This is a genomic window from Halocynthiibacter styelae (genome assembly GCF_016123485.1).
Taxonomy (GTDB): Bacteria; Pseudomonadota; Alphaproteobacteria; order Rhodobacterales; family Rhodobacteraceae; genus Halocynthiibacter; species Halocynthiibacter styelae.
In genome coordinates this window covers 212,035-224,717 of record NZ_JADCKQ010000004.1, presented here as the reverse complement: position 1 = coordinate 224,717, position 12,683 = coordinate 212,035, and the positions used below count along the sequence as shown (strand labels likewise).

Here is a 12,683-nt window from a genome sequence, read left to right as displayed (position 1 = left end):
TCCCATGTCAGAGGCAAATCAACACGCAGGCAAACCCTGCATTCTGTGCTGCGCGATTACGGGGTCTGTCCCGACCCAGGCTGACAACCCCGCTGTGCCGATCACCGTGACGGAACAGGTTGAAAGCAGCCAGGCGGCGGTTGAAGCGGGCGCATCTATCATTCACGCCCATGTGCGCAATGAAGATGGCACCCCAAGTTCTGATCCGGAACGTTTTGCGCGCCTGAAAGAGGGCCTTGAAAAACACTGCCCGGGTGTTGTGATCCAATTCTCAACCGGTGGCCGTTCTGGTGCGGGCAAAGACCGTGGCGGCATGTTGCCTTTGCGCCCTGATATGGCGTCTTTGTCTGTTGGGTCCAACAACTTTCCGACCCGTGTTTATGAAAACGCCCCGGATCTGATCACCTGGCTGTCGTCCGAGATGCAGAAATATGAGATCACGCCAGAAATTGAGGCCTTCGATCTGTCCCACATCCTACAGGCCATCCGTCACCACGAGGCAGGCAATCTGTTTGGCACGCTTTATGTGCAGTTCGTGATGGGCGTAAAAAACGCCATGCCGGTCGATAAGGAAGTGTTTGATTTCTATCGCCACACTATGGAAACCCGCGCTCCTGGCGCACCCTGGTGTGCAGCTGGTGTCGGCCCGGGTCAGGTCCTTGTGAATGAATGGGCGATTGCCGCAGGTGGCCATACCCGTGCAGGCCTTGAGGATAACATTCGTCTTGATAAGCAGACACTTGCCCCAAGCAACGCTGCGCTGATCAAACGTGCAGCAGATCTCTGTGAGAAATATGAGCGCCCTGTGGCAACCCCCGCCCAGACCCGCGAAATCCTGGGCCTGCGCCCGGCGGGCTGATGGACAGGTGAACCTTACGCAGGGCCGGGGCATTCCCGGCCTTGTGCGTTCAGAACATGAATGAAAGAGCAAGCAGAACGGCAAGACTACCGAGTATCATAAATCCGGGACGTTTGATGTGGGGCGGTTCAAAGGCCAGGCAGATCGCGGCTGATATGACAAAGGTCACCAGCCAGAACAGAGATGCGACCAGGAAGTACCCCTGTCTCACCACAGATGAAGTCAGTGCCCCGAAATAATACCCGGCATCGCCAGGTTGGATTGTCTCGGTTCCCGAAAGATGGATGAGCCGATTTACAAATATCAGAAAATTACGGCTACAAACGCGCGTCGAAAAATAGTCACCAATAAGAACCTTTTATACGATAGAGAAATCGTAGCAGTTTCAGGCATCTCGTCAAGGTGGGGGATCTGTGTGAAATTTCGGCTTGAAGCAGTTTCATGCTTTGCGTCATAAGGTCTTTGCAGGCCCCGTGGCTCAACTGGATAGAGCAGCCCCCTCCTAAGGGGCAGGTTGCAGGTTCGAACCCTGCCGGGGTCGCCATAAAATCAATAACTTACAGGTCACTTAAGGGTTTTCCCTCTGGTTCGTTGAACCAAAACAGGTGCGTTCAGTTCCAGTGAACCCGCCGCCGTGCGCAGGTAAGTGGGGCTGAACTGCGCGTAAGTGGATCGCGTGATTGCTGGATTGCTGTGTCCCAGATACTGCGCGACCTCCTCAATTGGTACACCATCCTCAACCATTAACCGCCCTGCGGTCCTTCTGAGGTCATGCGGGGTGCAATGGTCAATCTCGGCCCGGTCAACTGCCGCATTAAAGCCCTTCTTGATTGAGCCAACCTTGCGGCCTCCCCATTCCACAACATAGTTTGACAACGCACCTTTGCGGGCAACCGACAGGGCTGCAAACAGGGTGTTGTTGATCGGGACTGTGGCGCGGCCTTTGCGCGGCCCAATATCATTCGTCGCCAGCTTGAGAATGCGCCGGTCCAGATCGACACGATCCCATGTCAGTTCCAGAATGGCGCCGATGCGCCCTGCCGTGGTTATCATCAGCAGGATCGCAAGCCGAATATGTGGATCATTGGCAGCGTTCAGAAGATCTGAAACCTCATTGCGTGAAAGGTATCTGTCCCGTGGGGCTGGCACGGGTGGCAGTTCGATAACCGGGGCCTTTGAAATCAGGTTGTTTTTAGCCGCCCAAAGCAGGCTGGCGCGAAGGCAGCCAAGTTCAGTTCTGATCGTGGCGTCCTTGCGGCCCGCTGTCCGGCGGCTTTCAATATAGTGCAGGCAATCCGCTTTGGTGATTTGGTCAGCTGCAAAATGCCCAAGGACAGGCAAAACATTCTTTCCAGTCTGGGCCAGCTTTGCCGCCTGGCGTCGTTCTCCCATTTCGATCTGATACGCATTCCAAATCTGGGCAACCGTCATTCCCTTGGACGGGGCTGAAACCTTCAGGGCTATGTCGCGGGCTTCGCGCTCTGCCTCCTTGGCGTTGTGTGCCGCAAGACGATAGCGGCGACGTTTTCCGTCGCTGTCGTTCCACATGACGACAAAGCGTCCTTTGAGGCGTCCGATCCTGAAGTCGTGCATTCGAATTGCTCCACTGTTGCCTGAGCGATGCGCATCATGCGTCCTACCCGAAAGGCATTTAGTTTGCCATCTCTTATCATGGCGCGAATTGTTTCTGCTGAACAGTCCCACCTTGCGGCAAGAGTTTCAGGCGTAAATGGTCGATTATCTAGCATTTTCTCAACCTCCTACAGCAGCGGCATCTGCGCTGGTTTCGTTTGTGGGACGTGGTGGCATGTCATTCATGCGAACTCCGGGGCGGGCAGGGACCGCAGGAAGTTGTTGCACTCTGCTGCAGTGATATTGTTCGGCTGGGCCTTACTGTGGGCACGTTGAGCAGCAGTGCGATTTTTCGCTTGCCGTTCATCCCAGTACTTTGCCCGTTGTTCCTTGATGAACTCGATAAGCTCTGTTTTTGTTCGCGGCGAATTGTGGTCGCGACAGTACTTTGAGGGCATGCTGTGAATGCAGGCAACAATCTGTGCCTTCGCAGTTTTCGACGTGAGCGGCATTGTCAGCCATAGTGTATCTTCAGTCATTGTCATTGCGCTTTCACTATCGGGGGAAGGGGGCCGGTCACACCGGCAGCCCGGTTTCTCTGTCGATCACGGTTCCGCAGGGCTTCTTCTTCCATCTGCTGCCCTTGGACCCGGGGATCGGGTTGTAGGCTTTTGGTTTCAATCCCATGTGCTTTGCGCGTACCCGGCGATCCTTCTTTTTCTGAGCAACGTCCTTTGCGGTCTTTTCCTTGTGGGCAAAAGAACTGAGTGCCTGAATGTTGCTTTCCCGGTTCTCGCCGCCGTTCACCAGGGCGGTGATGTGGTCAAACTCAGGGCGGCAGGCCGGGCCGAACAGCATACTGGTGACAGGACACTTGTTGCCCTGACGTTCTAGAATGCGCAGCTTTACCCGTTGGGGGATTGCGCTCTCGTCGGTCTTACCGACCCATTCAGGCACGTTGCGGGTCATGAAGCTTCTCCATGACGTTTTGAGAAACCAAGCGCCTTTTGAGCGCTCTGACGGGCAATTTGCGCATGCTTGATGTCTTTAAAGTAGCCTAGACTGATTTGATCGCCATTGACTGTAATCGAAGCGGTCCAGCAACTGCGTGGTTTGAACCAATAGACACCGGTGGTTCCGCTGGTGTTGCTGCGACTTCTCGCGCAGTTTCGAGCGTTCTCAGCATCGTCTACCTCTCGGAGGTTTCGGATTGAGTTGTTGGTCGGATCCCCGTCAAGATGGTCAACAAATTTGGCCGGCCAGGAATTGTTATAGGCAGCATAGATTACGCGATGTAGTTGCAGCCGCCAGCGCTGGCCAGCAAAGGTGAAGACTGTTGTGCGATACCCTTTGCCATTGTCGCTCGTGAAGGCAGGTTTGTGCGCCCAACGAGCATTCCAGTTTTTGCAGATATCGCAGTTTTTGAAGTGGGATGTAGGTCTGATCCGCCACCAAGCATTGCCCGCATCAAAGTCAAAGGTAAATGCTTCGCGCAATGTGCTGATCGAGAGATTGATATCTTTCGCTTCGGTCATGCTGCGTTCCTTTGCAGTTCTTTAGAGGTGGTGCCGATCAAGTTGGAAACAAAATCCAGAACGGCGGTTTTGCTGGCGGCGAAGTTCTCCGCGCCCATGGCTTTTGTTGATTGGCTCTGCGCGGTGAAGCGGTAGACAGTATCGCCACGGGCAACCACGACGCTGTATTCATCCATCGGACGCATGTTTCCGGCCCATCGGGCGGCCTCTGCTTTGGATGAACAGGCAAACGTCTGTGTGTCGCAGTAACCCGTTTTGATAAGCGCATACGCCCGGAGGTGGTCTGCGGACTGTGCCCAGGGTTCCATGCCGAAACTCTCCGGCAGGTTCTTCCAGGCTTCCGCGACGGATGCGAAATAATGGCGATGTGAACGCATGCTGCGCTGCTTCACTTCCTCCAGGTGGTAGGTTTCGCCAATGACGAACAGTTCGTCACAGCGCTTGCGGTGGACCGGCACGGGCACCATGGCCTCACCGTCCCAATGGAAGGCGGCGTTGCTCATGCTGCCACCTGCTGCGGGAACGCGGTTTGCAGGGCAGTCATTTCCTTGCGCACCAGGGCGAGAAAAGAAGTCACGGCGGCGGTCATTTCCTGCGCCATTTCGGCGTCCAGTTCTACGCGCTTGATGTGGATCTGCATTTCGGCCGGCAAACGCGGATCGAATGAAACGAAGTCACACCATGAGCGACCTGTGCAGAGCATCTGCCAGTGCATTTGCTTGATGTATTTGCTGTCGATCTTGCCCGTGAGCAGGGTTTTCATGTGGGTTGTGCTGTTCGGACATTTGATTTCGACCAGGCCGCGTTTGCCGACAAGCCCGTCAGGGCTGGCCCCGGCCATTTCAAGGGTAGGGTGGTTGATGAACCCGACCTCCTGAACCTCGTTCCCGGTGGACAGTTCATAGAACGCGCGGGCCTGCGGTTCTGTTACTGTGCCCCATTCCATTGCTGCACTGGTGAACCCCTCTGTGGGGTTCCCGGTCAGGCGTTCAAGGATCAGATCGGTTTTGTAGTTCTGAAACCCGGCAGTTGTGGGTTTCATCATCACGTCAGAAACTTTTGAAGCGGTGACTTTGCCCAGGCGGGCAGTGTGCCATTCGTCTGTGCGTTGCTCAGTCATTGGTTTCGCCCTCCATTACTGCAGCTTCTTCGGCTTCGCGGGCTTCACGCGCTTTCTTGAATTTGCTCAGGCGATCCATGGCTTCGTCAAAGCGGGAGGCGGGGAACTGATGCAATGTTGCGTTTTCCGGATCTGCGCAGTTGAACGCCGTGTGAAATTTCACCTCCGGCATGCCCGAGGCTTCAAGAGCATCCCGCAGATGCCGGAACTGATCTTCATTGATGGCTGTCGCCATGGCCTTCTGATTGTTCCCGTCGTTGTCGTCAGCGGTAGCAATGTTGAAGATCATGCAGAGCAGGTAACGGCGGCCATAGGACATGGTGGAGCCGAAAGCATGGGTGGCGGTCTTGTTGTCGTTGCCACGCAGTCCTTTGCCATCGGCAGGCACGTCCGCATGATATTCTTCGTTGTGGCCTTGTGCGTGTGACACAACGCAATCAACGCCCATGTGGCCTTCAATATCAGAGCGGGTGGGGTAGAAACGGACAGACAGGCCGTGACTGGTGATTACCGGGGTGATTGCGGCCTCAATGGCGGCAAGGTCAGCATACCGCGAATGGGTCTGATTGTTCGACCTGTTGCGCAGAACCTGGGGAATTTGCGCCTGGCAGTCGGAAAACGCTGCATTGAACGCCTTGCGGGCAGTTTCCTTGTCCAGACGCTCTTTCATGACCAGCATGCGTTCCAGTTTGTCCAGGTCAGCGTCCGGATCAACGGCGATGCGTTCGATCATGGAGACCATAGGATCGGCGGGCAGGGCGCTGTGCATGCCTGTCGGGGCCGGGGTGGTTTCCGTGGTGATGATTTCAACCTGGGCGTTCATTGGGCCAACTCCGTAATCTTGAATTTTGTCAGCCCGGCATCGCGGGCCATGTTGTTTGCAAACTCTTCGCTCTGGCACATCCACCATTGGCCTGTTTCTGAGCAGGTGAGGATGTGAGAGGGGAAAGCCCCGGCGATTGGGTCAGGTGATGTCATGGCATTCTCCATTCGGCTGTTTCAAAGTTCACGGCGTCATAGGCAGCCTGAGCGGTTGCCTTGCTCACGCAGGAGCCGACCATGAGGGCCAGAGCGAATGAAGCGGTGAGAGCCAGCAGGATGTCCCGTGTTTCCCGGCGCTTCAGTTTCACCATCTCTTTTTCGTGCTGGGTCCAGTCAAAGCCGCCCAGGTCGTATGGGTTTGGGTGGCCTGCATTGCGGGTGAGCCGGTTGATTTCGGTCTGATTGCTCATGCGGTTTCCTCCATGCAGCGGGGCTTCTCTGGCTGGTGGTGGTATTCGTGGAATGCCGAAGGGCGGTAGGATTTAGCGGCGTAGTGTTCCGGCTTGCGCAAGTCAGCGATCCCGACATTAACGGCCTTGGCGTGAAGGCTGTCCGTCAGGCGATCAATCTCCATGGCTGACCAGTTCATATCGGTGTTGATGGACTGGCGGCGCTTGGCTGAGTTCATTACGTGGCCGTGTCTTGCACTGGCTGCGTCTGCGTTTGGGCTGGATGCGATTGCAAAACAGTTTGGTGGCCGCTGATGTTTCAGAACATCCCCACCAAAGCGTCGATCTGGGCCGCTCTCGGTGCGGCTGTGGCCTTCCTGCTTACATGGTTGCGTCTTGACGCCAAGCGCGACCAGAGACAGGCCACAGAGCGCGAAACACTCGAAGCCCGCCATGAGGCAATCCAACACAAGCAGGAGATTGACCGTGAAGCTGAAAAGCAAACTGACGCTGACCTTGTTGACCGCCTTAGCCGTTAGCGGGTGCGTGAAACCGGAAGGTGATTTCTGCGATATTGCGAAACCTATCTGGTTTGAACGTACGGTGGCCGTTTTCATCGTGCGCGAAGATCGTAAGGCGGCAGAGGTGATTGACAGCCAGAACCGTTATGGCGAACAGGCCTGCGGGTGGCCTAGGTAATCACTTTCAGTTTTCGGTCATTTTTCACCCATTGTTTTCAGTCGATCTGCGGCATCAATTGGGGTGGGACATGCCTGAATAAACTCTTCGGACTTCGTTAAATCGGTTCCCGCAGTGTGAGCATATAAGCTTGCTGTGCAGATCGCCCGGAGTCGCGCGTGCTTCGAAAATCGCAAGGATTTTTTCATGACAGAATCCACGACGCTTCCCGCAACTATGATGGCCCCAAACATACATTGTATGTTTGGGGCCAATGGAGGTGGGGAAGTCGATGGTGTTGGCTGAGATTCCAGACGTAAGGAGTAATCTGGATCCTCGCTACGCTTCCATTGCCTTAGCATCCCGTTCTTTCACAAAATCAAGCACCTCTTGGCTGCCTTGAAAGCCGCAATTGAGCATAAATTTGTGGTAATTAACACCTATATCGGATTTGATCGGTGCGGCTGCTCGCTTTACGGTGTCAGAATTTGCTTCGGCATAGGAAGATACGAAAAATGCCCTCGGTCCTGTCAAATATTCTCCGCAGTGTAGCATAGCTGAGTTAGTGACCATAACGTCGCCCGGATCAGCATAAGCCCAGGAGATGTGTCTTTCTATGTTGTCAGCAGCAAAAAAGTCTTTTGTGGTACGAGCTTGACGAACGGTTTCACGATGTTCATCAAACCAAGCTGTGTCATGCTTTACGCCAACTCTTTTCGTGGCTTCGGTGAATTTCTGTTGATCGTGCGAAAATGGAATGTACCCAAAAGCTCCGCCGCCATCAGCACAGTAATGCAAAACCCTGACAATACGCTTTTTGGGTTTCATGAATGAGTAGTCTGACTTCGCGTCTTCAACGAGAGGCCTATAGTCACGATGCAGGCCGCGTGCCGAATAGTGTACTGCGACAGCAGAACCGAATTCAAAACATTTCTCACCTAGAATCCCATGTAAAACTTTCATTAGATTTTTGTCAGCCGCATATGGCCAGAAGCGATCATCATGCAGAACTGGCGCGCCACCTTTTGCCCACTTTTTCTCGCCCTTGACGACCTTGTTGAAATCCAATGTCGTCAATCCCGAGAAGTTTTCGCAATTCGTGGCCAGCTCCTGTGATTGCTCTTGTGAGTACAGTCTGCGAATTTTCACAATGCCATACTTATTGTACAAGCTGACGATTTTCTCAATTGGGTCAGTAACATCTGCTATGCCACAAGTCTGAATCAAGCTGAAAGGATTGGTGCCCCGTGAAAATTCATCGTAGACATGTCCAATTGGTCTTTTAGCTCTTGATGACGGATAAAAATTTTCGTTCACATCCGACCTGATCTTCGTTTGAACTTTGGAGTTAATTTTCCGGGCGATCTTCTCAGCTAAAAGTTCATCAGACCTTATCGAGGATTCATGTAAAGCTTTTTTAACGGCTCTATCGAATAGCCTTTGGATACTTGCTTTGACCTTACGCATTAAACTGATCTTTCACTATTTGAGTTGCGACCTTTTAGGAAGAAACAATGCTTTCCACAATGCAACATTTTATTTCGGAGCAAATTGGGTCAGAACCCATAGACTTTTTTGGTGCTGCATTGACCTAGATCGTGGCTCACTCATTTATTACAGGGGTTTGCGGTTGTGGTTTTCATATTCTTCGTATTGGGCAAGCGCTCATGCGTGAAGCTCGCTGAGCGGCAGAGGTGATTGACAGCCAGAACCGTTATGGCGAACAGGTTTGTCCCGGTTGGTGAGTTAGGGGTATGCTCTTTGGTTCACTGAACCTGCGAACAGGCGTTTTCTCTGCACAAACCGAGAACGTCGGCATATATAAATATGCTCTTTTGCCCAAATTCCCTTAATTTGTTGGCGGGGATACCCCCTCCTAAGGGGCAGGTTGCAGGTTCGAACCCTGCCGGGGTCGCAAATAAAAACATATACTTACACAATGTGGTGGCGTTCCATTGCTCCCATCCGGAATGATTTCTGGAACGAAACGCCCGTTTTAGTCTGAACGCTCGCTGTCAAACGCAAACGCGGAGGCCAGTGGCCTCCGCGCGCAATGATGACTGTGGGGTTACCCCACGGGGAAGAATTGCGGTTTATTCAAGCTCCACCAGCAGATCTTTGGCGTCGATCTGGCCGCCAGCGGCGATATGCAGGGTTTTCACCACCGCGTCGCGTTCTGCGTGAATGCCGGTTTCCATCTTCATGGCTTCAATCGTCAGCAGAAGATCACCTTCTTTCACTTCTTGACCCTGAGTCACAGCAACAGAGGCCACGACACCCGGCATTGGCGCGCCGATGTGGTTGGCATTGCCTTCCTCTGCCTTCGGACGGCTCACAGTGGTTGCTTTTACCATGCGGTTAGGGACACGGATCACGCGGGGCTGACCGTTGAGTTCAAAGAAGACTTTCACTTCGCCGTTCTCATCGGTCTCACCCACAGCTTGCAGACGAATTTCCAGAACTTTACCAGGGTCGATTTCTGCCGCGATTTCCTCGCCCGGCTCCATCCCGTAGAAGAACGTGCGGGTCGGCAGGGTGCGCACAGGGCCATAGGTCCGGTGACGGCCCATGTAATCCAGGAAGACTTTCGGGTACATCAGGTAGCCCATCAGATCCTCGCCGTCACATTTGTAGCCTTCCAGCGTGCCACACAGCTCAAGACGGGTGGCTTCCAGATCAACTGGTTCCATGTCCGCACCAGGCCGCGCTGTTGAAGAAGCTTCGCCCTTCAGAACTTTGTTCACGATGCCCGCAGGGAAGCCACCAGGAGGCTGACCCAGGTTGCCGCGCATCATATCGACGACGGAATCTGGGAAGGCCACGTCAGTGTCTGCGCTTTCGACTTCATCACGGGTCAGGTTCTGGCTGACCATCATCAGAGCCATGTCGCCGACCACTTTGGAAGATGGCGTCACCTTCACAATGTCACCGAACATCTGGTTCACATCCGCATAGGTGTTTGCGACCTCGGGCCAGCGTTCCTCAAGGCCAAGGCTGCGCGCCTGGGCTTTCAGGTTGGTGAACTGACCACCAGGCATTTCATGCAGGTAAACCTCGGAAGCAGGTGCGGCAAGACCGCTTTCAAACGCCACGTATTGCGCCCGCACATGTTCCCAGTAGGTGGACAGATCGCGCACAACCTCGATGTCGATGCCTGTGTCGCGATCTGTGTGACGCAGGCCTTCGACGATGGAGCCAAGGCAAGGCTGTGACGTGCCACCAGAAAACGCATCCATTGCGGCGTCGACAGCGTCAACACCCGCATCAGCCGCCGCCAGGATGGTCGCGCCAGCAATGCCAGATGTATCATGGGTGTGGAAGTGGATCGGCAGACCGACTTCTTCTTTCAGGGCTTTCACAAGCACGCGTGCAGCGGCAGGTTTCAGCAGACCGGCCATGTCTTTCAGACCCAGAACATGGGCGCCAGCGGCTTCCAGTTCCTTCGCCATGTTGACGTAATATTGCAGGTCATATTTGGAACGGTTCGGGTCCAGAATATCGCCTGTGTAACAGATCGTGCCTTCGCAGATCTTGTTGTTTTCAACAACGGCATCCATCGCGACACGCATGTTTTCAACCCAGTTCAGGCTGTCAAACACGCGGAAGACATCAACGCCGGTTTCGGCGGCTTGTTTCACGAAAGCCTGCACGACGTTGTCAGGGTAGTTCGTGTAACCCACACCGTTTGACGCGCGCAAAAGCATCTGTGTCATGAGGTTTGGCATTTTGACGCGCAGATCACGCAGACGCTGCCATGGGCATTCCTGCAAGAAACGATAAGCCACGTCAAAGGTCGCGCCACCCCAGCATTCGACAGAGAACAACTGCGGCATACGCGATGCATAGGCCGGTGCGGCTTTGATCATGTCAATCGAACGCATACGTGTCGCCAGCAGGGATTGGTGGCCGTCACGCATGGTTGTGTCGGTCAGCAACAGCTGCTTTTGCGCCTTCATCCAGTCGGCAACGGCCTGCGGGCCTTTGTCTTCCAGCAGGTTGCGTGTTCCTGGCTGAATATCCAGTGTTGCCATTGGCGCTTTTGGCGCGGAAATTGCTGCATCCGGTTCCGGGCGACCTTCGGTTTCCGGGTGGCCGTTCACGGTGATATCCGCGATGTAGTTCAGAACCTTGGTGCCTCGGTCGCGACGTTTCTTAAAGCTGAATAGGCCCGGTGTTTCGTCAATGAACTTGGTGGTGTAGCTGTCATCCAAAAACGTCGGATGCTTCAGCAGGTTTTCCACAAAAGCGATGTTGGTGGATACACCACGAATACGGAATTCACGCAGGGCGCGGTCCATTCGGGCAATTGCCGCCGCAGGTGTCTGTGCATGTGCCGTCACTTTGGTCAGAAGGCTATCATAGTAACGTGTGATCACGCCGCCCGCATAAGCAGTGCCACCGTCCAGACGAATGCCCATACCGGTTGCGGAACGATAGGCGGTGATGCGGCCATAATCCGGGATGAAGTTGTTTTGCGGATCTTCTGTGGTGATCCGGGTCTGCAGCGCGTGACCGTTCAGACGCACATCATCCTGGCTGGCTTTGCCTGTGGCGTCTGCAATTGTCGCGCCTTCGGCAATGCGGATCTGGGATTGCACGATGTCGATGCCGGTGACTTCTTCGGTCACGGTGTGTTCCACCTGGACGCGCGGGTTCACCTCAATGAAGTAGAACTTGCCGCTTTCCATATCCATCAGGAATTCGACCGTCCCCGCACATTCATAGTTCACGTGCTTACAGATCTTATAGCCCAGCTCACAGATTTCCTGGCGCTGTTCTTCGGTCAGATAGGGGGCAGGGGCGCGTTCCACGACTTTTTGGTTGCGGCGCTGAACGGAACAGTCGCGTTCAAACAGATGATACATGCCGCCGTGTTTGTCGCCAAGGATCTGAACTTCGACGTGACGGGCACGGATGATCATCTTTTCAAGATAACCTTCGCCGTTGCCAAAGGCAGATTCGGCTTCGCGGCGACCCTCAAGAACCTTTTCCTCAACCTCATCCTCAGAGAAAATCGGGCGCATACCGCGCCCACCGCCGCCCCAGGAGGCTTTCAGCATCAGAGGATAGCCAACTTCGGCAGCTTCCTTGCGGATCGCATCCATGTCGTCGCCCAGAACCTCAGTCGCTGGGATCACAGGAACGCCGGCTTCGACAGCAACACGGCGGGCAGAGGCCTTATCACCAAGCGCACGCATTGTGGCGGCTTTCGGGCCGATGAAGGTGATACCGGCTTCAACGCAAGCATCAACAAATTCAGGGTTTTCCGACAGCAGGCCATAGCCCGGGTGGATCGCATCTGCGCCGGACATTTTGGCGACGCGGATGATTTCTTCAATCGACAGGTAAGCGGCAACCGGGCCCATACCTTCACCGATACGATACGCTTCATCCGCTTTAAACCGGTGCAGGCCAAGTTTGTCTTCTTCGGCAAAGACGGCAACGGTCTTTTTGCCCATTTCATTGGCGGCCCGCATAATACGGATGGCGATTTCACCACGGTTCGCGATGAGAATTTTGTTGAATTCGGGCATGAGGCTGGTCTCCCTGAGATCTGCTGACGAGGGGAGCTTTGCAAATGCTGCACCGCAGCACAAGAGACTCACCCCGCTTTGTGAGGTTTCTGTAACATTTTGTTCGTGATCCGGCCTCGCATTGCGACAGGATGACATAAAAAAGCGAACCCGTGCATTTTCTTGCGGAACAAT

The 12,683-nt window shown here is 54.3% G+C and carries 15 protein-coding genes and 1 tRNA gene; 3 read left to right on the top strand and 13 right to left on the bottom strand.

The genetic code is table 11. The features are described 5' to 3' along the window. Positions 1 to 4 precede the first annotated feature (4 nt). The gene (locus H1D41_RS07325; protein WP_228848274.1) at positions 5 to 859 is read left to right on the top strand and encodes a BKACE family enzyme; all 855 of its coding nucleotides are present in this window, start codon (positions 5 to 7) and stop codon (positions 857 to 859) included. A 467-nt stretch (positions 860 to 1,326) separates the two neighbouring features. After that, positions 1,327 to 1,403 (top strand) — tRNA-Arg (locus H1D41_RS07320). 20 nt (positions 1,404 to 1,423) lie between these two features. Here the strand turns inward: H1D41_RS07320 and H1D41_RS07315 are convergent. From H1D41_RS07315 to H1D41_RS07270, 11 genes are all read right to left on the bottom strand, one after another. Beyond that, a complete protein-coding gene (locus H1D41_RS07315; protein WP_394355397.1) occupies positions 1,424 to 2,407 on the bottom strand; it encodes a tyrosine-type recombinase/integrase in 984 nt (327 codons plus the stop codon). Beyond that, complete coding sequence (locus tag H1D41_RS18485; protein ID WP_394355396.1) at positions 2,320 to 2,607, bottom strand: helix-turn-helix domain-containing protein; 288 nt, start codon at positions 2,605 to 2,607, stop codon at positions 2,320 to 2,322. Before H1D41_RS18485 ends, H1D41_RS07315 begins: the two co-directional genes overlap by 88 nt. A 66-nt stretch (positions 2,608 to 2,673) precedes the next feature. Next, entirely contained in the window at positions 2,674 to 2,970 is a 297-nt protein-coding gene (locus H1D41_RS07310; RefSeq protein ID WP_228848272.1) for a hypothetical protein, read from the bottom strand. A 37-nt stretch (positions 2,971 to 3,007) separates the two neighbouring features. Further along, positions 3,008 to 3,400 (bottom strand): hypothetical protein, encoded by a 393-nt coding sequence (locus H1D41_RS07305; RefSeq protein ID WP_228848271.1) that lies wholly within the window; start codon positions 3,398 to 3,400, stop codon positions 3,008 to 3,010. Next, positions 3,397 to 3,966: an HNH endonuclease gene (locus tag H1D41_RS07300; protein ID WP_228848270.1), complete on the bottom strand. Its 570-nt coding sequence runs from the start codon at positions 3,964 to 3,966 to the stop codon at positions 3,397 to 3,399. The genes H1D41_RS07305 and H1D41_RS07300 overlap by 4 nt, the downstream gene beginning before the upstream one ends. Continuing rightward, complete coding sequence (locus H1D41_RS07295) at positions 3,963 to 4,469, bottom strand: hypothetical protein (protein ID WP_228848269.1); 507 nt, start codon at positions 4,467 to 4,469, stop codon at positions 3,963 to 3,965. The genes H1D41_RS07300 and H1D41_RS07295 overlap by 4 nt, the downstream gene beginning before the upstream one ends. Next, positions 4,466 to 5,086: a lambda exonuclease family protein gene (locus H1D41_RS07290; RefSeq protein ID WP_228848268.1), complete on the bottom strand. Its 621-nt coding sequence runs from the start codon at positions 5,084 to 5,086 to the stop codon at positions 4,466 to 4,468. Before H1D41_RS07290 ends, H1D41_RS07295 begins: the two co-directional genes overlap by 4 nt. Then, on the bottom strand, positions 5,079 to 5,909 hold the full coding sequence (locus tag H1D41_RS07285; RefSeq protein WP_228848267.1) for an ERF family protein: 831 nt from the start codon (positions 5,907 to 5,909) through the stop codon (positions 5,079 to 5,081). Before H1D41_RS07285 ends, H1D41_RS07290 begins: the two co-directional genes overlap by 8 nt. Beyond that, positions 5,906 to 6,064 (bottom strand): hypothetical protein, encoded by a 159-nt coding sequence (locus tag H1D41_RS07280; RefSeq protein WP_228848266.1) that lies wholly within the window; start codon positions 6,062 to 6,064, stop codon positions 5,906 to 5,908. Before H1D41_RS07280 ends, H1D41_RS07285 begins: the two co-directional genes overlap by 4 nt. Next, positions 6,061 to 6,318: a hypothetical protein gene (locus H1D41_RS07275; RefSeq protein ID WP_228848265.1), complete on the bottom strand. Its 258-nt coding sequence runs from the start codon at positions 6,316 to 6,318 to the stop codon at positions 6,061 to 6,063. Before H1D41_RS07275 ends, H1D41_RS07280 begins: the two co-directional genes overlap by 4 nt. Continuing rightward, a complete protein-coding gene (locus tag H1D41_RS07270; RefSeq protein WP_228848264.1) occupies positions 6,315 to 6,752 on the bottom strand; it encodes a hypothetical protein in 438 nt (145 codons plus the stop codon). Before H1D41_RS07270 ends, H1D41_RS07275 begins: the two co-directional genes overlap by 4 nt. A gap of 31 nt (positions 6,753 to 6,783) precedes the next feature. Between H1D41_RS07270 and H1D41_RS07265 the strand changes: the two genes are divergently transcribed. After that, positions 6,784 to 6,996 carry a hypothetical protein gene (locus H1D41_RS07265; RefSeq protein WP_228848263.1) on the top strand — a complete coding sequence of 71 codons (213 nt, stop codon included), beginning with the start codon at positions 6,784 to 6,786 and terminating at the stop codon, positions 6,994 to 6,996. 318 nt (positions 6,997 to 7,314) lie between these two features. Here H1D41_RS07265 and H1D41_RS07260 read toward each other — a convergent pair whose 3' ends face one another. Continuing rightward, complete coding sequence (locus tag H1D41_RS07260) at positions 7,315 to 8,442, bottom strand: hypothetical protein (RefSeq protein WP_228848262.1); 1,128 nt, start codon at positions 8,440 to 8,442, stop codon at positions 7,315 to 7,317. A 626-nt stretch (positions 8,443 to 9,068) separates the two neighbouring features. Then, on the bottom strand, positions 9,069 to 12,509 hold the full coding sequence (locus tag H1D41_RS07255) for a pyruvate carboxylase (RefSeq protein WP_228848261.1): 3,441 nt from the start codon (positions 12,507 to 12,509) through the stop codon (positions 9,069 to 9,071). Positions 12,510 to 12,683: the final 174 nt, after the last annotated feature.

Excerpts from the sequence above, each read along its gene's own strand:
- H1D41_RS07290 (WP_228848268.1), bottom strand. The coding sequence starts at position 5,086 with ATGACTGAGCAACGCACAGACGAATGGCACACTGCCCGCCTGGGCAAA.
- H1D41_RS07275 (WP_228848265.1), bottom strand. The coding sequence starts at position 6,318 with ATGAGCAATCAGACCGAAATCAACCGGCTCACCCGCAATGCAGGCCAC.
- H1D41_RS07300 (WP_228848270.1), bottom strand. The coding sequence starts at position 3,966 with ATGACCGAAGCGAAAGATATCAATCTCTCGATCAGCACATTGCGCGAA.
- H1D41_RS18485 (WP_394355396.1), bottom strand. The coding sequence starts at position 2,607 with ATGCTAGATAATCGACCATTTACGCCTGAAACTCTTGCCGCAAGGTGG.
- H1D41_RS07295 (WP_228848269.1), bottom strand. The coding sequence starts at position 4,469 with ATGAGCAACGCCGCCTTCCATTGGGACGGTGAGGCCATGGTGCCCGTG.
- H1D41_RS07280 (WP_228848266.1), bottom strand. The coding sequence starts at position 6,064 with ATGACATCACCTGACCCAATCGCCGGGGCTTTCCCCTCTCACATCCTC.
- H1D41_RS07270 (WP_228848264.1), bottom strand. The coding sequence starts at position 6,752 with ATGGCGGGCTTCGAGTGTTTCGCGCTCTGTGGCCTGTCTCTGGTCGCG.
- H1D41_RS07260 (WP_228848262.1), bottom strand. The coding sequence starts at position 8,442 with ATGCGTAAGGTCAAAGCAAGTATCCAAAGGCTATTCGATAGAGCCGTT.
- H1D41_RS07325 (WP_228848274.1), top strand. The coding sequence starts at position 5 with ATGTCAGAGGCAAATCAACACGCAGGCAAACCCTGCATTCTGTGCTGC.
- H1D41_RS07305 (WP_228848271.1), bottom strand. The coding sequence starts at position 3,400 with ATGACCCGCAACGTGCCTGAATGGGTCGGTAAGACCGACGAGAGCGCA.
- H1D41_RS07255 (WP_228848261.1), bottom strand. The coding sequence starts at position 12,509 with ATGCCCGAATTCAACAAAATTCTCATCGCGAACCGTGGTGAAATCGCC.
- H1D41_RS07315 (WP_394355397.1), bottom strand. The coding sequence starts at position 2,407 with ATGTGGAACGACAGCGACGGAAAACGTCGCCGCTATCGTCTTGCGGCA.
- H1D41_RS07310 (WP_228848272.1), bottom strand. The coding sequence starts at position 2,970 with ATGACTGAAGATACACTATGGCTGACAATGCCGCTCACGTCGAAAACT.
- H1D41_RS07285 (WP_228848267.1), bottom strand. The coding sequence starts at position 5,909 with ATGAACGCCCAGGTTGAAATCATCACCACGGAAACCACCCCGGCCCCG.